This window comes from Hahella sp. HNIBRBA332 (assembly GCF_030719035.1).
GTDB lineage: Bacteria > Pseudomonadota > Gammaproteobacteria > Pseudomonadales > Oleiphilaceae > Hahella.
The window spans coordinates 2,079,588-2,101,493 of the sequence record NZ_CP132203.1; the positions used below are offsets into that span (position 1 = coordinate 2,079,588).

At 53.3% G+C, this 21,906-nt stretch carries 24 protein-coding genes; 13 read left to right on the plus strand and 11 right to left on the minus strand.

Annotated features, from left to right (window positions below; genetic code table 11):
• Nucleotides 1–54 precede the first annotated feature (54 nt).
• From O5O45_RS09640 to O5O45_RS09685, 10 genes are all read left to right on the plus strand, one after another.
• Nucleotides 55–399 (plus strand): hypothetical protein, encoded by a 345-nt coding sequence (locus O5O45_RS09640; RefSeq protein ID WP_305905001.1) that lies wholly within the window; start codon nt 55–57, stop codon nt 397–399.
• Nucleotides 396–713: a hypothetical protein gene (locus O5O45_RS09645; RefSeq protein ID WP_305905002.1), complete on the plus strand. Its 318-nt coding sequence runs from the start codon at nt 396–398 to the stop codon at nt 711–713. The genes O5O45_RS09640 and O5O45_RS09645 overlap by 4 nt, the downstream gene beginning before the upstream one ends.
• 47 nt (nt 714–760) lie before the next feature.
• Nucleotides 761–1,321 carry a hypothetical protein gene (locus O5O45_RS09650; protein ID WP_305905003.1) on the plus strand — a complete coding sequence of 187 codons (561 nt, stop codon included), beginning with the start codon at nt 761–763 and terminating at the stop codon, nt 1,319–1,321.
• Between the two features lie 55 nt (nt 1,322–1,376).
• A complete protein-coding gene (locus O5O45_RS09655; RefSeq protein WP_305905004.1) occupies nt 1,377–1,721 on the plus strand; it encodes a hypothetical protein in 345 nt (114 codons plus the stop codon).
• Between the two features lie 301 nt (nt 1,722–2,022).
• Complete coding sequence (locus O5O45_RS09660; protein ID WP_305905005.1) at nt 2,023–2,505, plus strand: hypothetical protein; 483 nt, start codon at nt 2,023–2,025, stop codon at nt 2,503–2,505.
• Nucleotides 2,506–2,719: 214 nt separating this feature from the next.
• Entirely contained in the window at nt 2,720–3,421 is a 702-nt protein-coding gene (locus tag O5O45_RS09665) for a hypothetical protein (RefSeq protein ID WP_305905006.1), read from the plus strand.
• A 3-nt stretch (nt 3,422–3,424) separates the two neighbouring features.
• A complete protein-coding gene (locus tag O5O45_RS09670) occupies nt 3,425–3,904 on the plus strand; it encodes an SMI1/KNR4 family protein (protein WP_305905007.1) in 480 nt (159 codons plus the stop codon).
• Nucleotides 3,905–4,095: 191 nt separating this feature from the next.
• The gene (locus O5O45_RS09675) at nt 4,096–4,491 is read left to right on the plus strand and encodes a hypothetical protein (protein WP_305905008.1); all 396 of its coding nucleotides are present in this window, start codon (nt 4,096–4,098) and stop codon (nt 4,489–4,491) included.
• A gap of 157 nt (nt 4,492–4,648) precedes the next feature.
• A complete protein-coding gene (locus O5O45_RS09680; RefSeq protein WP_305905009.1) occupies nt 4,649–5,272 on the plus strand; it encodes a hypothetical protein in 624 nt (207 codons plus the stop codon).
• Between the two features lie 115 nt (nt 5,273–5,387).
• Nucleotides 5,388–5,846, plus strand: coding sequence for a GNAT family N-acetyltransferase (locus O5O45_RS09685; RefSeq protein ID WP_305905010.1), 459 nt, complete (start codon nt 5,388–5,390; stop codon nt 5,844–5,846).
• 134 nt (nt 5,847–5,980) lie between these two features.
• On the opposite strand, the gene O5O45_RS09690 is transcribed toward O5O45_RS09685, so the two are convergent.
• The 6 genes from O5O45_RS09690 to O5O45_RS09715 form a co-directional block, all read right to left on the minus strand.
• Nucleotides 5,981–6,529 carry a hypothetical protein gene (locus O5O45_RS09690; RefSeq protein ID WP_305905011.1) on the minus strand — a complete coding sequence of 183 codons (549 nt, stop codon included), beginning with the start codon at nt 6,527–6,529 and terminating at the stop codon, nt 5,981–5,983.
• A 182-nt stretch (nt 6,530–6,711) separates the two neighbouring features.
• Nucleotides 6,712–7,707: a gluconate operon transcriptional repressor GntR gene (gene gntR / locus O5O45_RS09695; RefSeq protein WP_305905012.1), complete on the minus strand. Its 996-nt coding sequence runs from the start codon at nt 7,705–7,707 to the stop codon at nt 6,712–6,714.
• On the minus strand, nt 7,704–8,309 hold the full coding sequence (locus O5O45_RS09700; RefSeq protein ID WP_371747985.1) for a gluconokinase: 606 nt from the start codon (nt 8,307–8,309) through the stop codon (nt 7,704–7,706). The genes gntR and O5O45_RS09700 overlap by 4 nt, the downstream gene beginning before the upstream one ends.
• Entirely contained in the window at nt 8,309–9,643 is a 1,335-nt protein-coding gene (locus O5O45_RS09705; RefSeq protein ID WP_305905013.1) for a TRAP transporter large permease, read from the minus strand. The genes O5O45_RS09700 and O5O45_RS09705 overlap by 1 nt, the downstream gene beginning before the upstream one ends.
• Nucleotides 9,636–10,220 (minus strand): TRAP transporter small permease subunit, encoded by a 585-nt coding sequence (locus tag O5O45_RS09710; RefSeq protein ID WP_305905014.1) that lies wholly within the window; start codon nt 10,218–10,220, stop codon nt 9,636–9,638. Before O5O45_RS09710 ends, O5O45_RS09705 begins: the two co-directional genes overlap by 8 nt.
• A 72-nt stretch (nt 10,221–10,292) precedes the next feature.
• Nucleotides 10,293–11,309, minus strand: a complete 1,017-nt coding sequence (locus tag O5O45_RS09715) for a TRAP transporter substrate-binding protein (protein WP_305905015.1) — start codon at nt 11,307–11,309, stop codon at nt 10,293–10,295.
• A 314-nt stretch (nt 11,310–11,623) separates the two neighbouring features.
• On the opposite strand from O5O45_RS09715, the gene O5O45_RS09720 reads away from it, so the two are divergent.
• Both O5O45_RS09720 and O5O45_RS09725 read left to right on the plus strand, forming a co-directional pair.
• Nucleotides 11,624–12,697 carry a helix-turn-helix transcriptional regulator gene (locus O5O45_RS09720; protein ID WP_305905016.1) on the plus strand — a complete coding sequence of 358 codons (1,074 nt, stop codon included), beginning with the start codon at nt 11,624–11,626 and terminating at the stop codon, nt 12,695–12,697.
• A 130-nt stretch (nt 12,698–12,827) separates the two neighbouring features.
• Nucleotides 12,828–13,070: a hypothetical protein gene (locus O5O45_RS09725; RefSeq protein WP_305905017.1), complete on the plus strand. Its 243-nt coding sequence runs from the start codon at nt 12,828–12,830 to the stop codon at nt 13,068–13,070.
• Between the two features lie 191 nt (nt 13,071–13,261).
• Here the strand turns inward: O5O45_RS09725 and O5O45_RS09730 are convergent, their stop codons facing one another.
• Nucleotides 13,262–13,756, minus strand: a complete 495-nt coding sequence (locus tag O5O45_RS09730; protein ID WP_305905018.1) for a hypothetical protein — start codon at nt 13,754–13,756, stop codon at nt 13,262–13,264.
• A gap of 63 nt (nt 13,757–13,819) precedes the next feature.
• Nucleotides 13,820–14,989 (minus strand): MBL fold metallo-hydrolase, encoded by a 1,170-nt coding sequence (locus tag O5O45_RS09735; protein ID WP_305905019.1) that lies wholly within the window; start codon nt 14,987–14,989, stop codon nt 13,820–13,822.
• A gap of 150 nt (nt 14,990–15,139) precedes the next feature.
• Here O5O45_RS09735 and O5O45_RS09740 point away from each other — a divergent pair, with 150 nt between their 5' ends.
• Entirely contained in the window at nt 15,140–15,760 is a 621-nt protein-coding gene (locus tag O5O45_RS09740; RefSeq protein ID WP_305905020.1) for a TetR/AcrR family transcriptional regulator, read from the plus strand.
• Between the two features lie 9 nt (nt 15,761–15,769).
• On the opposite strand, the gene O5O45_RS09745 is transcribed toward O5O45_RS09740, so the two are convergent.
• Genes O5O45_RS09745 through O5O45_RS09755 form a run of 3 tightly spaced genes read right to left on the minus strand, consistent with a single transcriptional unit; the run spans nt 15,770 to nt 21,902 of the window.
• Nucleotides 15,770–16,225 carry a hypothetical protein gene (locus O5O45_RS09745; protein WP_305905021.1) on the minus strand — a complete coding sequence of 152 codons (456 nt, stop codon included), beginning with the start codon at nt 16,223–16,225 and terminating at the stop codon, nt 15,770–15,772.
• A gap of 5 nt (nt 16,226–16,230) precedes the next feature.
• Nucleotides 16,231–20,580: a DUF6531 domain-containing protein gene (locus tag O5O45_RS09750; protein WP_305905022.1), complete on the minus strand. Its 4,350-nt coding sequence runs from the start codon at nt 20,578–20,580 to the stop codon at nt 16,231–16,233.
• Nucleotides 20,580–21,902 (minus strand): tetratricopeptide repeat protein, encoded by a 1,323-nt coding sequence (locus tag O5O45_RS09755; protein ID WP_305905023.1) that lies wholly within the window; start codon nt 21,900–21,902, stop codon nt 20,580–20,582. Before O5O45_RS09755 ends, O5O45_RS09750 begins: the two co-directional genes overlap by 1 nt.
• Nucleotides 21,903–21,906: the final 4 nt, after the last annotated feature.

Genomic DNA, 21,906 nt, shown 5'->3' on the forward strand with positions numbered 1-21,906 from the left:
ACCCCCTGAGCTTTCGCCGCTTGCTTGAAACATCGGACAAGGAGTGAAGGAACTATGCGACATACAGGCTTGCTATTGGCGCTGATTGTCTCAACCGTCGCGTGGTCGACGGAGCCCTCCAAAGTGGAAGCCAATCGCGCTTATTCATTATCCGCGCCCGCCAATCTTCGTGATTCACCGCCCAGCACCTTTCTCTACATTCTCGGAGACAAAAAAGGCTCCGTGGCGGAAGACGACAGCGTCGTCGTGAAAGAAATCAAAAAGGTCAACACCCTGACGGGGACTCAGTATTGGATCAATGTCCAGCAGGCCGAACCGGGCTCAGCGAATGGTCAAAGCGGCTGGGTGTATATCGGCAAAGAGGGCGGCGAATCCATCTTGAAGGAGGAACGACAATGAATGAGTTGGCGCCATTTGTTTCTCAAATCTTTCTGATGGGAGTTGTGCCTTTCGCCGCTTATTTTCTGGGCGTCTATATCCGGAAAACGGTTTTTCCCTCTCCGCAAAGCCTGGTAATGAAGCATCAGTTCCTGGTGGCGATTCCTCTGAGCGTCATGGTGATTGCGCCATTGATCGTTACATTGGGGCAGGCCATCACCGACGCGGAGAATATGTCCGCCTACCTGATCACCATCGGCGTGATCATCGAGCACGGTCTGTTTATGAATGAAGCCGTCTGTGAACGCTTCAAGGCCAAACTGCAACCGGCATAAGACGACACGCAAAACCTGTAAGAAGACCCGGCGAAAAGGAGACAACAATGAACAAGGCATTGGCGACCCTCGTTTTGGCGCTGTTCTTAAGCGCATGCTCAGGACTTACCCTGGTCAGTGATTATGACGAGGTTATCGATAAGGGCAGTATGGAGTTTTCCGAACAATTAAATACCCACGTGAAGAACATGGCGGATCTGGCGGGCACGCCGGAAGGAACTTATGAGAAGAACAGGTTCGCCTATAACGCACTGGAGTCCAAGCTGGATGCGATGATCGCCCGCGCCTCCGCCGCATCGGAAGGCAAAGCCTGCAAACTGGAGAAAAAGCTCTACAAGCGGGTGACCACCATGATGCACGAGAAGATCCCCACGGAAATCGCCCAAAGCGGCATGGAAGCAGACGGCAACGCGGCTGGCTGTAATGAAAAGCTGTTGTCGCTAGTGAAAGACCAGTTGCAGTTTATTGAAGAAATTCATCGCGACGGCGATAGGTGCGGCCCCAAAAACCTTTCCTGCCTGAGACCCGCCACCTCCAAATCAGCGTTGGCTATCGCCAATCAGTCGATTAACGCTGTATCCGTCGTCGAAAACGCAAAGAAGAACTAAGCCTCTGAAGAAGTAAGCCTCGGAGCAGTTAACCTTGAAAGAAAAGGAGACAGCCATGGAGATCAATGCGAACGATATCTACGAAAAAATCATCCAGGCGGCGGAAGCCTCTTTCAAAGAGGGCTGGCTGGCGGTGAAGTCATACGCCCCCGCTGAGTTTAAGAAAATGTCCGTGCAACTGGCGGACGTGGCGCAAAACGTGGCGCTGTATCAGATCGATAAAAACCAGGGCTACTCGCCGAAGACCGGCAAGATACTGGTTAAAATGCAAAGAACTTCCTGTGAATCAGTGCTGGTCGCCATTACCCAACTCACCCTGATCACCGTCCAAAAAGCGCTGAACGCCATCATGAAAGTGCTGAAAGACGCTTTTGGCGGTGTGCTGGCGGCGGTGGTTTAACTCAAGCTGTTTCACGACTCTCTCTGTGCGCGTCAATATTAGCGGTAATATGACGCGCAAAACTTTCCTCTCAAAAACAGATAATAAGTCACAAAATCGCCTCCCAGTATTTAACTGCCCGCCAAACCGCCCATCCGTACACTCGTAATACATCCTGAATGAGACCACCGCCACGCAGGTATAGATTCACATTAGCAGGCGCGGCGTCGGCTCTGTGAGATGGAACTCGGCGGGACGGCTGACGACACTTTTCAGCGCGCTCGCCGAATAATATCGACCTCCATGGATATAGGGGTTCTTTATGAAAACAACACTCATTTCTCTCGCCATGGGCGCGGCGATTACCGTTGCATCGTCCGCCAGTTACGCAGACGTGGAAGGCTCCGCCTCCTACCTGAATCATGTGATCACCGCCAACGGGGCGGCGCACTACTTGCCGATTAACCTGTCGTTCTATGCGAGCACGACCGGTACGAGAGCGATCTTCTTCAATGGTGAATGTGCGGTGCAGTCCAACGACAACTTCACCTGGTATAACATCAACATCGAAGTCACCAGCCCCAGCGGCGTAGTGACCGTTATCGCGCCTTCCAACAGCGACAACGCCTTCTGCACCGGCAAAGGCAATGGCGTACTCGGCAACTGGTCCAGCAACGAAACCCACGGAACCTACTACGCCTCCACCGTGGGCTGGTATCGCGTGCGCGTGCAGGGACAACTGATCGGGTACGGCGCAGGGGAGAGCGTCGATATGGACGACATGTCTTTGATCGTGATGGATTGATCAGGGCGGTTGTACAGATAAATCTAAGCCCGCCGCCCACGCTCATAGCAGTGTGTGGGCGGTTTCCTGTTTATGAGCCGAAATAGTTTTACCGCCAGTTACCTGCAAGCAATCGCCTTCCAAAGACCCCAAATAACTTGTGCTGACATTCAAAGCCGTCGACAGTAGGCTGTCGCCGAGGATCTCATGCCGCAGAAGGGGAAATTAAGACGTTATGAACGTTAATAATGTGTTGAGCAACTTTGATAACTATTCTGGTCGAACATTAACGGTATCCGGTGTTTTCTTCGCGAACAAAACGTTAATGTTGCTGTGTGGTGCGGAGGAGAGTGCGGTAGATGACTGCATTACATTGGAGTCAGCTAAGGTATATGACGTTCTGTCTGAATACATTGAGCCCAGAACTGGCGGCGAATGGGAGTATGTCGATCATTGTGAAGTCAGCGGAACCCTTCTGATATGTGATGGGAAAGCGACGTTATCTGACATAAGACACATGACGCTGAAAACAAAGTGGATTAGCTATGATCTCTACTTTGATGGTCGCGAGAAAAATCCTGAAACTGATGTGTCTGATACGTTACGTAGCTTAGTCGTTGAAAAAGACGAAGGAAGGTGGATAAGCGGCTATCTTATTGACGTAAAGGAGGGTGTTTATCTGTCAGATAGAATTGACGCCAATATTAGTGATACTGACGTTATTAAAATCGTTCAACCTGATATTCACGAGGTGGTTGAGAATAACTTTAACCCGACGGTTGACTGGCCCGAAATTCGTGAGAAGGTGATGGTTCTGGCGGAGCTTGCTGAAAAAGATGGATCTGTTGAAGTCACTAATATTGAACGCTTTAAGGTTGATTACGGGGCGTTGGTCATATCCTTTGACGGGAAGGGCGAGTACACGTGGGGGGAGTAATTATTGTCATCTTTTGAAGACGCATACCAGGAAATGCTCACTGAAGGCATTATCTCTGGGGCGAACATTGGTTGCTCAAGCACTGAAATCGCTGCAATTGAACACAAGTACGGCATAACCTTGCCTCAGTCCTATAAAGAATTTCTGAGACGGTGTGGTCGCTCCTGTGAAGCGCTTGACGATAATGAGTTCAATTATCAGTATGAGCATGTCAAAGACATGACTGAACTCCTGATAAAAGGTCGCCAGAGATTACTTGTTGAAGAAGATGAACTGACGGACCCTTTTCCTGACAGCATCTTTTTCATAATGGAACGGTATGGGGATGAGTTTAATTACATTATCGCCAATAGCGAGGCTGACTCTCCTGTGTACTATTACAATTACCCATTGGATACTTTCAAAAAAGTCTTTGACTCCGTAGGCAACTGGTTTAAGGCCCACGCAGCAGATATGAATAGCTTTAAAGAGCAAGGTTTGTAGCCTCTGCGTTGATGGCTGGCCGAATGCTGTAGTGAATTAGGGGGAGACGTGAATGAGTGTTCAGACGAAAGATAAGACGAGGATTCAGGGCGTGTTGGCGGTTCTGGGCGCCAGGACTCTTCGGCCCTTTTTGATTGAGGGCGGCGATGATGTTATTGAGTATTCGGAATCTATATCTAGGGATTGTTAGCATGGCTAACATTGATGAAGTTGTTATCAAACTGAAGGAAAAAGAAAAATTCTGCGTCGAGTATTATCAGCCAGAATGGATGTTGGCTGATGCGGTAGTCGTTGAATTGAGTCAGTTTGATGTCACGGAATACAATATTTTTGATATTTTCTCCAGAGACGTGATTGAGAATTACATCCTTGCCCCAGCTGAACCATTTTTGAGTGTTAAAGAGGGTAGTGTTAAAGTTGAGAGCTTTATTAAAGTCAGTGGGGCGGAGCTTAAAAAAGTCGATCATTCAAGCTTGGCTCCCTTGTATCAAAAATTGATTCACGAGTGGGAGAAGGCTGGTTGGATAACGATCATTAAAGATGCGGATAGCAATAATTCTCTAACCATACGCATTAATGAAAAATAAGACGAATACACCTTTTATTTGAACTCTATGAACTGGTCAATCCAAAAATGGACAGATGGAAGTGGGTGAAGCGTTTGAAGTCGAGCCATACGAGGGATTTATGGCTTTTATAGGAGGTGATGAGCATGGTCATGACGATATAATCGGATAAAGCAGAATGTCAGTCTTAGCCTCAGAAATTGAAATTAATAAACTCCGTTACATTGACACGTTTCAAACCGTCAAAGGGTGCTTTTCAGGGCCGCCATTTAGTCTGGATAACACTGTAAAACTTAATGTCGAGAGTTTTGAAGACTCTTTTTTCGAGTTCTTGTCTGTTTTGGTCGGTGGAAGATCTCTCCTTAACTATGATGTTAAGCTGCACGGTAAGGTTGCAGAGGATAGGGATGGATTATATATAGACGAAGTTAGCTATATTAAATTCTGCGTGAGAATTGGAACTGCAGTTTTTATATATTCACCAGATAATATTCGCTCGCTTGAATCAGTTTTAACTGACTTTGAAAGTGATAGTGTGATTTGCGGTGATATAAGTCTGGATGGGGAAGATCTGTGCTTTCGTGCAGTAGATGGGGGTAACGTGAGCTTTGATGAAAACCCTCGTCGTTTTCTGGAAAAATTCCTTAAGCGTAGAGACTTTTTTGATAAGACAGTGACAGTCGTTGCGGAAGTAGAGTCAGAAGAACATGATGGCGTGCGCAACGTCACGGATATCCACAAAGCCAAAGCTGTTGTGGGAAATGCAGTGTTTGAATGGAATGAAGAAGCCATTCACGCCTGATTCAGGGCAGGCAGGCTCCTCGGTCTATTTCTATAAGTAGCATGTTTTATTGGGATTTTTTGATTGAGCCTCAAATTATAAAGGACTATCAATGATACATATTCGACTCGCTTCAATGGATGATTTCGACGCTATGTGGAATATCTTCCAGTCTGTCATCGAAACCGGTGATGCGCTTCCATTTGGCGAAAGCTTTGATCGGGAAGCATTTCATCAGAACTGGTTTGCTTCACAACCGGCATATGTCGCAACAAATGAGTCCGACGTTATCGGTATGTATAGTATGGGAGCGAACTATCCTGACCTGGGAGCTCATATTTCAAGCGCTACCTATCTGGTGCGCCCAGATGCTCAAGGAAAGGGTGTGGGGCGGGCGTTAGTTCGCCATAGCCTCGAAAGAGCGCGTTCAGAAGGCTTTTCCGCCATGCAGTTTAACTATGTGGTCAGCACCAATGTCGCCGCGGTTGAGCTGTATAAGTCGTTAGGTTTTTTCATTGCAGGCACTTTGCCAAAAGCGTTCAAGCACAAGCGACTTGGGCTTGTCGATGCTTATGTCATGTATTGCTTCTTGTAAGTCGAGTGGAATGGACAAGCCCGTATCCTGTCTGGGGTTGTGACGCTCAGTTTAGTGAGGGGCTTTCTTCTGATGAGTGAAACAGTTTGGCAGAGGGGAGCGAACTCCCCACTGAATTACAATTAGAACTCAACTCAAAACGACGCCGCGTCGTTCACTTGTATTTCCACTGACGCCAATACGTCGCGGAAGTGTTTGCAGCGTTCCAGTCGAAGGTTGTACACCACGCCTTCATCTGGGTAGTAGACTTTCCATTCGCCTTTTTCGATGGGAGTGAATGATACTTTGCTTCCTGACCTTCCCATGCTGACCGAGGTAGTAGACGCCAACACAGGCAGGCCGATGGCGTTGCCAACGTCGATGTAAAGTCCTTCTCGATTAGTATGCGCGCCGCGACACCCGGCCAGGAAGACAAAACCGAATTTTGAAGGGGTTAACTTGCGTGTGGTCACTAAATGGTTGACGACGTCAGCGCCGGTTTTGCGTTCGTTGGCGCTGGTTTTGAATCTTAGTTCGTTGGCGTGGCCGAGTAACACCAGAGGGAGTTTGCCGTCGCCGTTGCGTTCATTCAGGAGGGTGGAGCTTCGCCATGTCGTTCGGTCCAGAGCGCCTTCGAGCGCTGAGAAGATATCGCCGATCTGACTGTCTCCGCTAGTTACCAAAACACCTAATCCGCTCGCCATCTTTCTTCTCCTTTTGACAGATGCATAGAGGGCTCGCTCTCTGAGCCAGAGCGCTGCGGGAGCGAGGCTGTATAAGCAGAATAAAAGGCGTTTTTAGAGAGAGATTGCCGTCAACGCCGAAGAATATTTGTGGTGTATTCGCATCTTGCAGGCTCCTGCCATTTAGGGGCGGTTAACCCCCCTCAAATCGTCCCCCCGGGAGAAATCACGTAGCCCAAATCCATCACTGGTTCGAAGTCGGTTTGTCCCTCCAGACGGGCGAGGAGGGCTTCGGCGGCGAGGGCGCCCATTTCGTGACGAGGGGTGAGCACGCTGGCCAGTTGTGGAGTCATTACCTGGCCGACGTCGTGGCCATGGAAGCCGGCGATGGCCATTTCCTGGGGTACTTTGATGCCGCGTCGCAGGCATTCGAAGTAAGCGCCGATGGCCACGTCGTCATTGGTGCAGAAGATGGCGTCGGTTTCCGGCATTTCATCCAGAATACGGGTCATCAAATGCGCCCCCACGCTGAAAGAAGAGCGTGCGGCGTATTGCATGGTGCGCGGTTCCAGGCCGGCGTCGCGCATGGCTTGTTGATAACCCTCCTGACGCTGAAGCGTGCGCGTGTCCAGTCGTACGGAGAGATACGCCGTGCGACGATATCCCCTTTGAATCAACGTGCGGGTCATATCGTAGGCGGCCTGCACGTTATCGAAGCCAATAGCCTGATCCAGCGCGGGGCTGCGGGTGTCCATGATTTCCACCGTTGGCGCGCCGGCGGTTCTGATCATTTGCAGTGCGCGCTCAGTATGGCGACTCTCTGACATGATCAATCCGTCTACGTTATAGGCGAGCAGATTGGCGAGATTCTGCTCTTCCAGTTCCGGGCTATAGCCGTAATGAGTGAACATCAAATGATAACCGCGACTTTCCGTGACCTGCTCAATGCCCCGAATCACGTCGGAAAACACTTGGTTGGTCAGGGATGGAATCAACACGCCGATGGCGTGGCTGCGTGACTTGGACAGTATGTCCGGCGCCCGGTTGGGGATGTAACCCAATTCCCGCACCGCAGTCTGGATCTTGTGCCGCAGGGGCTCGGAAACCAGCTCCGGTTGACGCAGGCAACGACTTACCGTCATTTTGGTGGCGCCGACCTGATCGGCGATGTCCTGTAGCGTTGGTCTTCTTTTTTTCACTGCGGTCCCTTCCAATCTGATGCGGGGCGACTGCGCGATGCGTCACAACAATCCAGCGCCTGTAAACAAGCCATTAAAACCTCTTCCGCTGACTGACGAATATCAATAACGATGGCTTCGTCGGAATGAGGCTCCTCCAATGCGGCGAACTGACTCAGCAGCATGTCCGGCCCCTTGAAATAGTGGCCGCGGCGTTGCGCCAGGCGCTGCAGGATCGTATCAAAATCCCCCTGTAAATAAACATACTGCAAACCGGGAGCGCCTGCGCGAAGAAGGACGCGGTACTCCGCCTTCAAAGCGGAACAGGCCAACACCAGGCAGGGCTCATGCTGAATAAGGGTGGACAGGTCCGCCAACCATTGCGCCCGGTCAGTGTCAGTGAGCGGTTCGCCGCGGGACATTTTGTCCACATTGGCGCCGCTGTGAAAGTCGTCTGCGTCGTAGAACGGCAAACTCAGGCGCTGCGCCAGGGCGGCGCCGATGCGACTTTTGCCGCAACCGGATACGCCCATCACGATAATTTTCAATCCGTTTTCTCTGTTATTCGGGTTGTCTTTAGCTGTTTTTTCGTGGGTCGCCATCGTGTCGGGTTTCCTTTCCATCAGGCCCACCATAACGCCAGTTGCGGGAAGGCGATGAGCAGCGCCAGAGCGATCAACTGCAATCCGATAAAGGGCAGCAGGGAGATAAATATTTCGCCAAGAGAAATGTCTTTCGGCGCAACGGACTTTAGATAAAACGCGGCGGGTCCAAAAGGCGGCGACAGAAATGATACCTGCATGTTCATGCAGAACACCACGCCGAACCAGATAGGGTTGTAGCCCAGCTCCACCACGATGGGTACGAATATGGGCATGGTCAGCAACGCCACGCCCACCCAGTCCAGGAACATGCCCAGCACCAGCAGGATAGCCATCATCAGCAGAATCGTGGTGAGGCCGTCGCTACCGCTGAAGGACAGAATGGTCTCGCGCACAAAATCAATGCCGCCCATCAGGTTATAGACCCCCACCAGGGCGGTGGCGCCAATGCCAATCCAGATGATCATGCCGCAACTACGCAAGGTGGTGACACAGCTTTGTTTCAGCATGGTTTTGTTCAGCTCGCCGCGAATCAAGGCGCTGATGGCGATGCCGACCACGCCCAACGCGGACGCTTCGGTAATCGACGCAACACCCGTGTAGATACTGCCCAGCACCACGGCGACGGTGAGGATAGGAAACAGCAACGCTTTCGCCAGATTAGGCGTGGCCACCTGTGGCTCAAGATCCGGCGCGCCGTTGTCGTTATCCGAAGGCAATGGCGCCCAGTGAGGGTGTATTTTCGCGACGAAGAGCACATATGCAATGTACAGCGCCGCCAGGATCAACGCCGGCGCAAAGGCTCCTTTGAACAGGTCGCCGATGGACACATTTGCGGTCAATCCATAAATGATCAGGACGATACTGGGCGGCAACATGGTGCCCAACGCGCCGCCGGCGCAGGTGACGCCGATGGCCAGACGACGGTGGTAGCGCAGACGCAACATTTGCGGCAGCGCCAGCAGGCCCAGCAAGACGGTTTCGCCGCCGATAACGCCGGACATGGAGGCGAGAATGACCGCCACCAACAGCGTCTGCACCGCCACGCCGCCGCGCACCTTGCGGCCAAGTCGATTCATGGCGTCGAACAGGTCCCGGGCGATGCCCGAGTGATCGAGCAGGGCGGCCATTAACACGAACATGGGCACCGCCAGAAACACATAGCTGCCGACAAAGCTATACATACGGCTGCTGACCAAAGGCAGCGCCTGGGGGCCGAACCAGCCCAGGGCGAAGGTTAGCGCCACCAGCCCGGTGGCGAAGGCCAGTTGCATGCCGGTGAGCAGCAGAACAATCAACATAAACAGCATCAACAGACTGCCATAGGCGATGCCGATGGAAGATAAATCAAACATCCTCGGACGACTCCCTGGCGGACGAATTGTGAGTGGCGAACAGGCGTCTGATATCGCGAATCAGGTGCAGGACCATTTGCAGCGCCAGTATGCAGAATGCGACGAATATCAGACCTTTCAGGTAAGCGGGAAAATGCGGATTCCAGGCGGAGCCGGAGGACTCCAGACGCAGATCGCCCCAGGGTGCGAACCAGGCTTTTTGCGCCATGAACCAGGAGCCGTAAATCATCATGCCGCAGAAACTCAGTCCCAGCAGATGATGCAGCAGCTTCAGCCAGGCGCGAACCTTGGGACCGACGGCGTCATAGATCACCACCACCCGCACATGCTGGTCATTGGCGAAGGCGTATAGACCGCCGATGACGAACAAGGCGGCGCCGATAAAGGTGGCGGTTTCATGCACCCAGATGGTGGGGGAGTCGAACACATAGCGCATCGCCACTTCGTAAAAGGAAATCGCGACGACCAGAATGAACAGCAAGCTGAGTTGGCGGCCCACCCAGTTGATGCAGCGGTCGAGCAGGTTGGCGGGAGCGGGAGTTTTCGCATCCTCCAGCTCTTGCATCAGATCGGACATGACAGAGGCTCCTGAGTCAGGGCGAAGCGATACGACGTTCGCCCGGGCGTGGTTTAGGACAAATCAGAGCGGTTACAGCAGCCCTTGTTGCTGTAGGTAGGCGGTCACGGACTCGTAAACCTTCTTGGCGTTGGGAGATTGTTTGGCGAACTCCTCCCATTGGCTGCGGGCAATCTCGCGGAATTTCTTACGCTCTTCCGCCGGCCAGTCGTGAATGGTGATTTTGGGGTTGGCGCGGGCGGTTTTGACCGCTTCGATATCCGCCATTCTGAGCTGCGTGCTGATGTCGTGGGCGAAATCCCGCGCGGAAGTGGTGAGAATCTCCTGAATGTCCGCCGGCAGCTTGTTCCACTGTTTCATACCCATGGCGATCTCCAACAAGGGCAGGGAGTGGAAGCCGGGGTACACCGGGTGCGGCGCCACGTCATTCATACCGGCTTCCTGATTGGTGGAGAACACGGTGTAATCCGCCGCGTCGATGACCCCTTTGCTCAAGGCGGTGAACACCTCAGAGCCGGGCAGGTTAACCGGAGCCGCCCCCGCAGCGGCGAATACCGACTGCACCAAGCCCTCCGGCGCTCGCAACTTCAGACCCTTCAGGTCCGCCACGCCGTTCAATGGCTTCTTGGAAACGAAGGCCTCCAGCCCGGTGGCGCCGCCTCCGACGAATTTGACGCCGTAGGGTTTATACAGCTCATTCATGAGCTGATAGCCGCCGCCGTAGTTGATGTAGGTAATCAGTTGATCCGGCGACGACCAGGCGCCCACGGTGTTGCCGATAAGGCCGAATGCGGGATCTTTGCCGGAGAAGTAACCGGTGACGGAAATATGCCCGTCAAGAATGCCCATGCCCATGGCGTCCAGGGTTTCCGTGTGGCTCACCACGCTGCCGACAGGCAGCAATTCGATGTGCAATCGGCCGCCGCTCATACGCTCAACGCGCTCGGCCCATTCCTGTTGCACTTTGAAATTCTTCACCCCGGACGGGTCAGAGGACTGAAACTTGAAATTGAAATCCGCTGCGCCAGCGGTTCCGAAGGACAGAGCGGTCGCCAAAGCGCCCGCTGCGAGAGAGGTCGATAACTTCATATGATCGCTCCAATTCTTATTTTTAACGGAGTATCGCCGCCGCTGTTTGAGGGCGGCTTCAGGGTTAACGCAATTCATGCTAGGCGTGTTACCGGTAACATTCTAATAAATTTGTTACCGGTAACTTTTTTAAATCAATAAGTATTAACTATCGATATCGCCAGAGTGAAAACTCCCGCTTTTTTAGCCAAAAACAGGGTGAATAGTGATCAATATGCTAAAGTTAGGGTACTTATGGAACCAGTTTTTATGCGCTAATTCAGAGTTATAGCAGGAGCAGGGAATATAGGAATAATGATTAGGGAATGTCGACGATGGAAAGTTATTACAAGACGATACTGAACTTAATAGCGCAATCTCCTAACTCAGACTCTTTATTCCAGCCTTTCTTGAAGCTGCTTACTGAAATCGCCAGCTGCGACAGCGCGGTATTTCTGATCACCGATCTGAATAATCTGGGCGATTCCCACAGCGACTACATCTATAACGTTCCCTTGGAACATCAAAATGTCTATGAAAGCTATTACAACCAGATAGACACGACGAACGAGACCATCTCGAAAAGCCGGCAGGACCTGGTGTTTGTGCAGGATCTTCCTGAGGAACTGATCAGCAGGGAAGTGGAGTCGGACTTCATGACGCCCAATGGATACAAAGGACGCGCCGTCTTTGCATTCCCGCGCAACAATAATTACGTGACGAATCTCTATCTGTGCCGGGATGGCGTCTTTTCGGAAAACGACAAAGCGATGCTGGCCCGCTCTATGCCATCCATTCGCTTAACGGTGCAGGAAATACTGAATAATGAGCGTCGCCGGAATTTTGCACGCTCGCTCCTCAATGCGACGGGGAGCCTGGGCGGTCTGCTTGGCTATGTCATCGTGGATGACAAAATGAATCTGGTGGATATGGATTCCGACTTGGTTTTCCTGTTCGTCAAAAAGCAGATAAAAATCGAGAATCAAAAGGTTCATATCTATGAGCCGGGGCTGGCGAATATCCTCGATATGTCCATTCGCTTCGGCGCCGCGCTGACTTACCCTGCGATAGACTCAGACTTCACCTATGACATCGCCGTGGCGCCCACATCGCTGCTGCGTGGACTGCTTCCCTGGGAGATGCCGCCCCAAGGCGTGGTGATCGCCGTGTATGACTGCCACCGCAGCGTGATTCATTTAAAGAAGCTGATGGACTGCTATGGGCTCACCAGAACGGAAGCGGAAACCACGCTGCACTTCTCCCAAAAGCCCCATAACAAACTACTGGCCTCCGAGTTGTCGAAGGCGCCGGAAACTGTCAGAACTCATGTCAAAAGAGCCATGCATAAGATGGGCGTGCACTCGCAGTCGGAACTGGTGCGTCTGGTGCTGACCATCACCTTGCCATGATTTTGCGAAAGCCGTCTCCTGATCAGAAAGCGCCCCCAATTGGGGTATTTCCAGTTATTCGCATTCCTTTTAATCTTGCTATGACGACATCAGATGGCGGTATTGAAAACACAGCAAGAGGGATCTATTAGTGACCAATTGGGAAGTGAGGCCGTATTGGGCGGACGAGAGTTCAGTCCGCCCGGTTGCAAGGCATGAAGACGTGATGTCTTCACGAGCAGGTGGTGCAGACTCCACGCCAGCGCCCAAAAATAATTCGCAGACGTTGGAGCATTCGATAGAAAAATATAAGAAATTCCTGAGATCCGAAGCCGATAAACTGAACACGCATAAAAACGAAATGGGCAAAAAAGGAAAAGGCGAGCAAGCCTGAAGATGAGTAGGCAGTGACGTGACAACAGAATTCGGATGACTCATAGCGATACGCCGCGCTAACCGCCAATACCACTTATCAGCGCGGCTAATTTCACAAACTTCCCGGTCAAAATTCAGCGTAGCTTCGATGTGACTTTTAAGAGCCGTTGACGCATGGGCTGAAAAGGGTGAAACGTCAACGGAGCAGGATCAAATTGCGTCTGTGAAACTCAGATGCGTCGCGACAAATCTCAAAAACTCCGGCAGGGAGACATAGCGGTCATACCCTGTGACATGTTCTTCGCGGGTGGGGAAGGTCCATTCACCGCCGCCAACGTCTTCCATCCAACTCAGTATGTTGTAGTGAGAGGGCAGGGAGACGATGTAGCCGACCGTCTTGTCTTCCGGCTCGCCGCTGCGCCATTGCAGCCTATCTGGCGCGGCGGTGCGGATATCCTGCTGGCATTCGACGCCAGTGGCCCACTCAATCGCGCGCGTCAGATCCATGTAGCCCACCACCTTCGCCGCCACGCTCTCCAGACCGCGCCAGAAATAGTAATCCGGCGGATCAAAGATCCAGGGTAAAACGTCATACACTAAACCAGCAGGGTATTGGATGGCGACGAGGTAGTGGACGCTGTGGGCTTTTCCTGGGGAAGCGCCTTTGTTCCATAGGGGTAACGAGAGGGGTAACGAGGTCGTCATTGCAAATAATCACCGGATTAATAACAGGCCAATATTATTGCCATATTAATAATGGCTGGGCGCTTACAGGTATTCCGGTTGCGCTGACGGTTCTTTGTCTGCGTACTCGGTTGCTTCTGCCTGAGCAGGCATCAGGTCCCGCCACCAGTAGGTCTGTTGCGCGGGCTCTGAAAGCACCAGCGGCGCGCCGATCATAGGCGTGCGCAACGTTACCTGACGCTCCCGCGCCAGCGCTGCAATGCGTTCAAGGGGGTCATACCAGGCATGCATCGCCAGATCGAAAGTGCTGTTGTGAATCGGCATCATCTGCTTGCCTTGCAGGTCGATATGAGCCTGTATGCTTTCTTCCGGGTGCATATGCACGCCGGGCCAGTTCTGGTTGTAAGCGCCGGTTTCGATCATGGTTAGATCGAAGGGGCCGTACTTGTCGCCAATCTCTTTGAAGCCTGGGAAATAACCGCTGTCACCGCTGAAAAACAGCCGTTCTTTGCTTCCCAGCATCACCCAGGACGCCCACAGGGTCGTATTGCCGTCGAACAAGCCGCGACCGGAAAAGTGTTGCGCAGGCGTCGCCGCCAGGGTCACAGGCCCCACCTTTACTGACGACCACCAGTCCAGTTCAGTGATTTTCTCCGCAGGAACGCCCCAGGCCTTCAACTGTCGCCCCACGCCAAGCGGGGTATAGAAATGCTCGACGCGGGAATGCAGCGCCTTGATGGAGCCTTCGTCCAAATGATCGTAGTGATTGTGTGAGATCAGCACGCCCTTGATCGGCGGTAGTTGCTCCATCTCGATGGGGGCTGGGTGGAAACGCTTGGGACCGGCCCACTGCACTGGGGACGCCCGTTCTGAAAACACCGGATCGGTCAGCCAGAAGTCGCCTTCAAAGCGAATGAGCACGGTGGAATGGCCCAGGCGATAAACGGCGTTGCGGTCATCGCTAAGCAGTTGTTCAGATTGCATTGGCTGCAGTGGAATCGCTTTATCAGGACGTGCGGCGGCGTTTTTATCAAACAGGAAGCTTTTCAGTATCTTGCCCATGCCCGCGCTTGCCAGAGTCGGAATGGAATTATGGAATTTGCCTTCGTGGAAGTTGTCGCTGTAAGCGTCGGAGGAAGCGGCCGGCGATGTCAGCGCGTCTAAGCCGGTGAGGGTGGCGAGAGTATCGTTGTTGTGCATGGCTAAAGCTCCCAATGTGATAACAACCAAGCCGAATAGCAGGCGTTTTTTCATGATGTGTATCGAACCGCTCCATTCAACTATTTGTAAACTACACAGACATTTGTAAACTACACCGAGCAGTTTACCCATAAATTTTTAAAAGTAAACTGGGGAGTGTAAACTTGTTTGCATTGTTCACATCAACACGACCTGGATAAGGCAATGGAAAAGAAAAAAAGTCTGAGCGAGCGTAAACGTGAAGCGATTCTGAACGCTGCAGTCAGTGTGTTTCAGGAGTTCGGCTTTCAAGGCGCCAGCATGGACCGCATCGCCGAGCGGGCGGAGGTGTCCAAACGCACGGTGTACAACCATTTCACCAGCAAAGAAGCCTTATTTATTGAAATCACCGACCAGATGTGGCGCAAGGCGATGGACGCCACAAAGTTTCCTTATCAAAGCGACGCTCCCCTGGCTCCGCAACTCACCGCCATTGCGGAACAGGAACTGGAATTGTTGGGGTCGGAGGGGTATATCGGCATGGCGCGCATGGTGCTGGCGGAATATATGCTGTCTCCCGACCTGGCGCGGCAGGCGATGCGGAAAATGCAGGAAAACGAAGGCGGAACCAAACGCTGGTTAAAGGCCGCTATGGCGGATAAAAGAATAATCAAGGTCGACCCGGAATTCGCTGCCACGCAATTCATGAGTCTGATAAAAGCGTTCTCCTTCTGGCCGCAAGTCGTCGGCCACGCGCCCAACCCCACGCAGGCGGAGCGACGTGAGATCGTCGCCGCTGCGGTGGAGATGTTTTTGGGGCGTTATGTCATCAAGAAAGAATCATGAAGGGTTTCTTTAAGATTCGGGTTCGGGGTCGAGCTCTCTGAATGCGTCGTAATCGCCATATTCATCATCACACCAGCCTGTGCGCTCCCAGCGAATATCCGGCTCAAGAAAACACTTATAGGTGATATATGCGCCTGAGTCATAGGTGCGATCCAGGCGCGCAGTTTGTGAATAAATCATAATGTCCGCTGCAATGTCTGGCTTTTCCCTGCGGCAATCTATATAGGCGTTGCAATATATCGATATCGCCAGACTTCCTAGCATTGGAGTTGATGACTGCGCAGTAAAACGAACGACCTGCCCATCAACAGGCTTGTCGATATCGAAGTCCAGATTAACGCCAATATCGCGGCTGAGTGAGTTGACCAATGCAAGCGCCACCTCATCCACTGTATCATTGGCGCTGCTATCGCCTGCCGACAGCGATTGAAGAAAAGACTTAATAAGCAATGATTTGTTCTGCATACAGGTTAATCCCAATCAAATGGTTTTCCTCGCGCGTGCTCTCGGATATGTCGTTCTTCTTGATTGATTTCAGCGTAATACTCGCCTTCTTTCCAGCCAACCACTTGCTTTTTATCATCTACAATCCTCTCGTAGAGAGGGTCAGCCCATTGGTCGTCTTTGACTGGTTTCTTTTGCCTGGGGTCAATTTTTCCATATACAGTTATTATGCTTCTTTTGTTGCCTGCATCGGTGAATACCGCATTGCCATCCTTGAAATAGATATCGATATAATTTCCGTTCTTATTCTTTCCCGTGAAAATTCTTTCTGGGTCATTGAGTATATCAAGAACTTTGCGGTCCTTGATGTTTACACCATGTTTCGACTGACCGTGTCCAGATCTTCTGCCAGGCATGTCGAAATCATACACATCGTCCTTAGTTAATCTTTCAAAGAAGTGGTTGTTTGATTGTGGGAGCACCCCCCTGTATACCCCATTCTCATCAAAGCCGATTCTATTTTGACGTCGGTATTCATCCAGTTCTTTGCCTTTCTCGCAGGATAACCCGAATGGATCAATCCAGGTCAACGGGTCTGGCGTATAGGCGTAGAGATTTAGACCCCCTCGGAGTTTGATAGGGTCCTGCCGAATATACTGGCCCGAGTCCGGATCGTAATACCGGAACCGGTTGTAATATAAGCCGGTCTCTTCATCCTCGTATTGGCCTGGCCAGCGGAAAGGGCAGGCGCGCCTATCGCCTTTGAGATTACGCAGTTCGCCCCAAACGCTGATGTCCGCCGACCATACCTGCCGTCCCTCGCTGTCGTACATGGCGTTGGGCGTTCCCAGATAATCCGCGAGGATAGAGAAATAAGCGTCTCCCACCTGTTTAGCCATGGGGGTGAAGCTTTCCGGCTCAAACAGCCAGGTGATGAGTTTACTTTCTCCGCCGGCGGCAACGGGACGCGCTTGTGGTGAAATAGCAGCAGGAGGCGCCTGCGGCTGAATGGGGCTGCGGGCGATGGCTGGGCGTCCTGAGACGGTTTCGGTTGGAACGGAAGATAGATCGAATGCTGTGCGCGCTTCCTGAGCGTCTTGCATTTCCACCCATTCATGCAACGGATTATTGCCGTCCCAGACCCAACGTGTGATGCGACCGTTGAAAGTTTTTCTGAGGCGTCGGCCAAGCGCGTCATATTCGAATGTGACGATGCGGCCATCCGGTCGAATAACTTTTTTCAGTGTGCCGGAAACATTCCATTCATAGCGCCAGATTTTGCCCCCGGGTTCCGACTTGGTGATCAGATTTCCTTCCGCATCGTATTCAAAACGCACAAGACCATTAGGCCTGCGCATCGACAGCAGCTGACCCGCAGGGCCGTATTCGCGATCTTTACGGTTATAGGACTGGAATAGGGCGCCGATGGCGTCTGGCATACGCAAGTCCATGACGCCGTCGCCATAACGGGCGGAAACCAGATTGCCTAATTCGTCATGCTCGAAGACGGAAACGCCGTTAAGGGAGTCGTGCATTTTTTCCAGACGGCCGTTCACACCCCAGAAATAGGTCTTTGCGGACTGTGAGGCGTCGGCTTTGAGTACTTCATGCTGCGAGGGACGTCCCAGGCGATCCCGGCGCCACCGGCTTCGGACGCCTCCTGGCAAACTTCGTTCTAGTTCACGCCCTAACTCGTCTCGTTTGAACTGTGCGGAGAATAGGGCGTCGCCTGTTGTCACGCCCATAACGTCGCCAGCAGCATTGCGCTGAATTTGCTGGTCTGCGCCCAGAGAAGAGCGCATGCGTGAGCGTAAGCCCAGTGCGTCATACTCTGACGAAACCCAAAGATCGCCGCAGATTTCCTTTGTCACCTGGCCTAATGCATTGCGTTCGAAAGACAGCGTTGCGCTGCTATTGACGGCCAGCATCAGTTCGCCGTCGGGGCGGTATTGGAAACGTTCCTCTTCGCCATCACTGTGCAAGATTCGCATCACGCGGCCAAGCGTATCGTAGGCGTAGTCAGTATGGCGCCCGCCGGGCTTGAGGATGCGGCGCACTTGGCCGGCGGCATTGCGCTCATATCGACGCAATAGCCCATCGAATCCGGATTCAGACAGTGTTTCCCCTGTTGGACCCAGCTCAAAGCGATAGACATCGCCGTGTTCGTTAGTAATCGCCGTCAGCTGCTCTTCGGTATCGTATTCAAACTGAATCGTGGTTCCCGCTTGGGTGCGAGAGGCGATCCGTCCCATGCCCTGATAAGTGAAATGCACGTCAAACTGAGCGTCTGTGGCGCGAACAAGGTTGCCTTCAGGGTCATAGGAGAACGTTCTGAGATTGCCGTCAGGTTCGTTGACCTGGGTGACGCGTCCCAGCAGGTCATACTGTAAACGGCGTTGTACGCCTTGTGCGTCGATGGCGAGAGTAATGCGGCCATGGTTGTCATAGCGCCATTCAGGCGAGCCGCCATCCGGCGTAGCGAAGCCGATGGGGTTGTTGTACCCATCGTATTCGATATGGGTTTCTTGTCCGGCAGAACCTGCGACAGACGTCAGCATGGCTCCTTCGTAGCTGTAGCGGGTCCGGCGATCCAGTGGGTCCACCTTGGCGGTGAGGCGACAGTGCTCGTCATATTCCCATAACCAGGCGCCGCCATTGGCGTCCTGTGCTTTAACCGCGTTGTCCCGCTCATCATATTCCATCTGCAGCGTGGAGCCGTCCGCCTGTGTGATTTGGGTGAGGTTGCCGCGAGAATCGTATTCGTAGCGCGTCGACAGGCCCAGTTCGTTGGTTTCGCAGGTGACTTGGTAATACTCGTTGTATTCGTTGACGATCACGCCGCCGGAAGCGGTTTCGATTCTATGGGGCAGGGCTCCGTCGTGGTGGTAAACGGTCTGATAGCCGAGGGAGTTCTGTACGATAGTGAGGCTTTTCTCATCGTCGTAGACGAGCTGGTGGTTATAAATGCCGCCGTCGCCCCAGGTGTGAATACAGCGGGCGTTGTGGTCAGCGCCGTCATATTTGAAGTAGAAGCTCAGTCCGTTGTAGCCGGTTTCCTGACACAGCAGGTGATTCTGGTATTGATAGCTGAACTCGCTGCCTAAGGCGTCGCGGGTCGCCACCAGATCGCCGCCGTAGTAATCGTATTCTATGGCGCAGTAAAACTCGCCGGCGTTATCCGGGTGCGGCAGCAGGATGCGCCGGATGCGGTTGTCCGCATCGCTTTCAAACTGAATACGCCGTCCGCCGCTGTCGATGATCCGGCTCAGACAGCCGCCTGCGGTGTAGTGAAACTGAATGCAGGCGTTTTCCGTGGCGTCGGTGATAGCGCTCAGATAGTGCGTCACCGTCGCTTGCGGATACCCCGAGGCTGCCGCCGGGGTGAATCGCAACCAGTTACCGTCAACATGTTTGAGGCGATAGCCCTGATCGTCACGGTGCAGGGTCATGCGTTCCTGGCGGTTAAAGCTTTCTTCTCCCTCTTTCAGCGCAGGAAACGCCATATGCCGGCCGTCCTGCATCATCACCGCGACCGCGCCGTCTTCTTCGATCAGTTTCCAGTCATAGTTGTGATGCCAGCCGTGACCGAGGGAGCCCTGATAAGTCGACGAGCTGAACCAGGTGCGCTCCCAGGACAGAGGAATCGGACCGGGCAACTGGAAGTCGATCCAATCCGTAAAAACCTTGCCGGAGGCGACATCCACTGGATGCCCGGTAACCGCGCAGACACCCTTGTGAACGCGGTTGCGAACGCTGGGCGGCGCGCCCAGTTTATCCATGAGCTTGTCCGCTTTCTTGTGGATGGCGTCGGAGATCTTTTTAACGCGCTTACTGCTTTTCTGCATCTTGCGCATCTTTTTGAACGCCGCGCCCAAACCGGCCAGCCCGGCGGTGGTGGCCACGCCCATGGCGTCAATGGTGGGCGGCCCGCCGATCATGACCGGCGCTCCAATGGGAATGGGCAATACGGTGGTGGTGGGCAGCACCATGCCATAGGACTTTTTGGGTTTCTTGGCGCGAATGGGCGCCAGCATGCCCACGCTCTGACAGCTCAGCACTGGCAGCGCGGTGAAACTGAAGGGGGCTCCGTCCGCCACCACTGTGGCGCCGCCCATGAAAATTTCGTCTTCGTTCCCCGGCGGCATGACGAACGGGCCGCCCATGGGTATGTGAGGAATCGGTTTGCCTGCCGTGCCTGCCGTCGCGCGGGGCACGCCGTTGACTTTCACCGTGCCGCCAAAGATCGGCAGGTAATCCAGGACATCGAAAATAATGCCGATGTGCGGGTGAGGAATGGGAATAGGCGTTCCCGGCGGCAGCGCCAGCAAGTGAATATCAATCCCCAATATTGGGTCAAAATGTTTGGCGGCCAGCATCAGACTGTCTCCGTCCTGGCGGCGGGAGCTTCCCGCCAGCCTTCGCCCAGTAAGGCCGACATGGCTTCATGGACGTAGTCTTTATCTTCCCGGGACGGCGCCACGCGCAGCAGCGTTTCTCCCAGATAAGGCAGGGTCGTGTATTGGCGTTGCTCCGGTTCGATCAGCCCCGCCGCCTTGAGTCCCCGCAGGGCGCTTTCCCAGGCGTAACCTTTGAGTTTGAGGCGCTCCAGACAGTAACTCTGCAAGCGCCAGCTCTCCATACACATCATGGTGTCTTCATGCGCTTCGGCGATATCCGCACTGCGGCGAAAACTTTTGGCGGCCTCTTCATAGCGCTTTTCGCTCAAATAGGCGCTGGCTTCGCTCATGTGGGCCTGAAACAGTAATTTGTCGCAGCCGGGACGCTCTGCTTCCATGCCTTGCAATGCGCACTGCTGGGCCTGTTGATAATCCTGTAACGCTTGTTCCGGTTGCTTGGCGTTCAGATAACCGGAGGCGCGCAGCAGCAGCACGGAACACTGCATGTCGAACCATGCCTGCTCGCCGGCGATGACCAATGCGCGTTCAGAGCGGCGCTGTAAAGCGGGAATATCGTTGTTCTGTACGGCGTAGTTCATGTCCACGAAACACTGGCGAAACTCCGCGCCGGGCGAGCCGTCGTCGGCATCCTCCATGATCTTGTTCATGGCCTCCCGCAGATTCAGAGGCGGGGTCTGGCTGAAAATTTGCGCCGGATAATCCTGGGCCAGTTTGGCGAAAACAGGATGCTTGGCGTTGTCGACGATGATCCACTTCAGATTGCCGCCCCATAGCTTGTAATCGCGATGAATTTCGCAAGCCAGTTGCAGCCAGCGTCGCCACGCCTTGAGGTCTTTGACCTCGTGGGGCCAGATGGCGATCACCAGCGTGGAGAAGTAATCGGCGAACGCATCCAGAATCTGGTGACAGCTTTTGTACAGCGCGTCGTGGCCGCTCAGCGCTTTTTTCGGGTCGGGCGCGCGCCAGGTGAAAGTTTCCTCCTCGCTATCGTCGTCCTCGTCTTCCGCACTGGCGGCGACGCCCGCTGCGATTTCCCGGTTCAGCTCATCCGACAGGTCATAGCCGAAACGTTCCAGGGAGGAAAACTCCGAGTGCAGGGCGACAAAGAATTCACCTGAGGTTTCGTCGAATTGCTCCCGCATTTTCATAAACCCCGCCACCAGCTGGCTGGCGTCCGGGTCGATAGTCCAGCGCAGGATAGGGCGTCCGCTTTCCACGAATGTCTCCCACTGCGCGTCGAGCTTTTCCAGCTCTCTTTCGATTGGGTTTTTCTCTGTCATGACG

Coding starts and splice junctions, on each gene's coding strand:
- O5O45_RS09655 (WP_305905004.1), top strand. CDS start 1,377: ATGGAGATCAATGCGAACGATATCTACGAAAAAATCATCCAGGCGGCG.
- O5O45_RS09735 (WP_305905019.1), bottom strand. CDS start 14,989: ATGAAAAAACGCCTGCTATTCGGCTTGGTTGTTATCACATTGGGAGCT.
- O5O45_RS09710 (WP_305905014.1), bottom strand. CDS start 10,220: ATGTCCGATCTGATGCAAGAGCTGGAGGATGCGAAAACTCCCGCTCCC.
- O5O45_RS09740 (WP_305905020.1), top strand. CDS start 15,140: ATGGAAAAGAAAAAAAGTCTGAGCGAGCGTAAACGTGAAGCGATTCTG.
- O5O45_RS09640 (WP_305905001.1), top strand. CDS start 55: ATGCGACATACAGGCTTGCTATTGGCGCTGATTGTCTCAACCGTCGCG.
- O5O45_RS09745 (WP_305905021.1), bottom strand. CDS start 16,225: ATGCAGAACAAATCATTGCTTATTAAGTCTTTTCTTCAATCGCTGTCG.
- O5O45_RS09755 (WP_305905023.1), bottom strand. CDS start 21,902: ATGACAGAGAAAAACCCAATCGAAAGAGAGCTGGAAAAGCTCGACGCG.
- O5O45_RS09685 (WP_305905010.1), top strand. CDS start 5,388: ATGGATGATTTCGACGCTATGTGGAATATCTTCCAGTCTGTCATCGAA.
- O5O45_RS09660 (WP_305905005.1), top strand. CDS start 2,023: ATGAAAACAACACTCATTTCTCTCGCCATGGGCGCGGCGATTACCGTT.
- O5O45_RS09680 (WP_305905009.1), top strand. CDS start 4,649: ATGTCAGTCTTAGCCTCAGAAATTGAAATTAATAAACTCCGTTACATT.
- O5O45_RS09665 (WP_305905006.1), top strand. CDS start 2,720: ATGAACGTTAATAATGTGTTGAGCAACTTTGATAACTATTCTGGTCGA.
- O5O45_RS09700 (WP_371747985.1), bottom strand. CDS start 8,309: ATGGAAAGGAAACCCGACACGATGGCGACCCACGAAAAAACAGCTAAA.
- O5O45_RS09715 (WP_305905015.1), bottom strand. CDS start 11,309: ATGAAGTTATCGACCTCTCTCGCAGCGGGCGCTTTGGCGACCGCTCTG.
- O5O45_RS09650 (WP_305905003.1), top strand. CDS start 761: ATGAACAAGGCATTGGCGACCCTCGTTTTGGCGCTGTTCTTAAGCGCA.
- O5O45_RS09705 (WP_305905013.1), bottom strand. CDS start 9,643: ATGTTTGATTTATCTTCCATCGGCATCGCCTATGGCAGTCTGTTGATG.
- O5O45_RS09750 (WP_305905022.1), bottom strand. CDS start 20,580: ATGCTGGCCGCCAAACATTTTGACCCAATATTGGGGATTGATATTCAC.
- O5O45_RS09730 (WP_305905018.1), bottom strand. CDS start 13,756: ATGACGACCTCGTTACCCCTCTCGTTACCCCTATGGAACAAAGGCGCT.
- O5O45_RS09720 (WP_305905016.1), top strand. CDS start 11,624: ATGGAAAGTTATTACAAGACGATACTGAACTTAATAGCGCAATCTCCT.
- O5O45_RS09675 (WP_305905008.1), top strand. CDS start 4,096: ATGGCTAACATTGATGAAGTTGTTATCAAACTGAAGGAAAAAGAAAAA.
- O5O45_RS09690 (WP_305905011.1), bottom strand. CDS start 6,529: ATGGCGAGCGGATTAGGTGTTTTGGTAACTAGCGGAGACAGTCAGATC.
- O5O45_RS09645 (WP_305905002.1), top strand. CDS start 396: ATGAATGAGTTGGCGCCATTTGTTTCTCAAATCTTTCTGATGGGAGTT.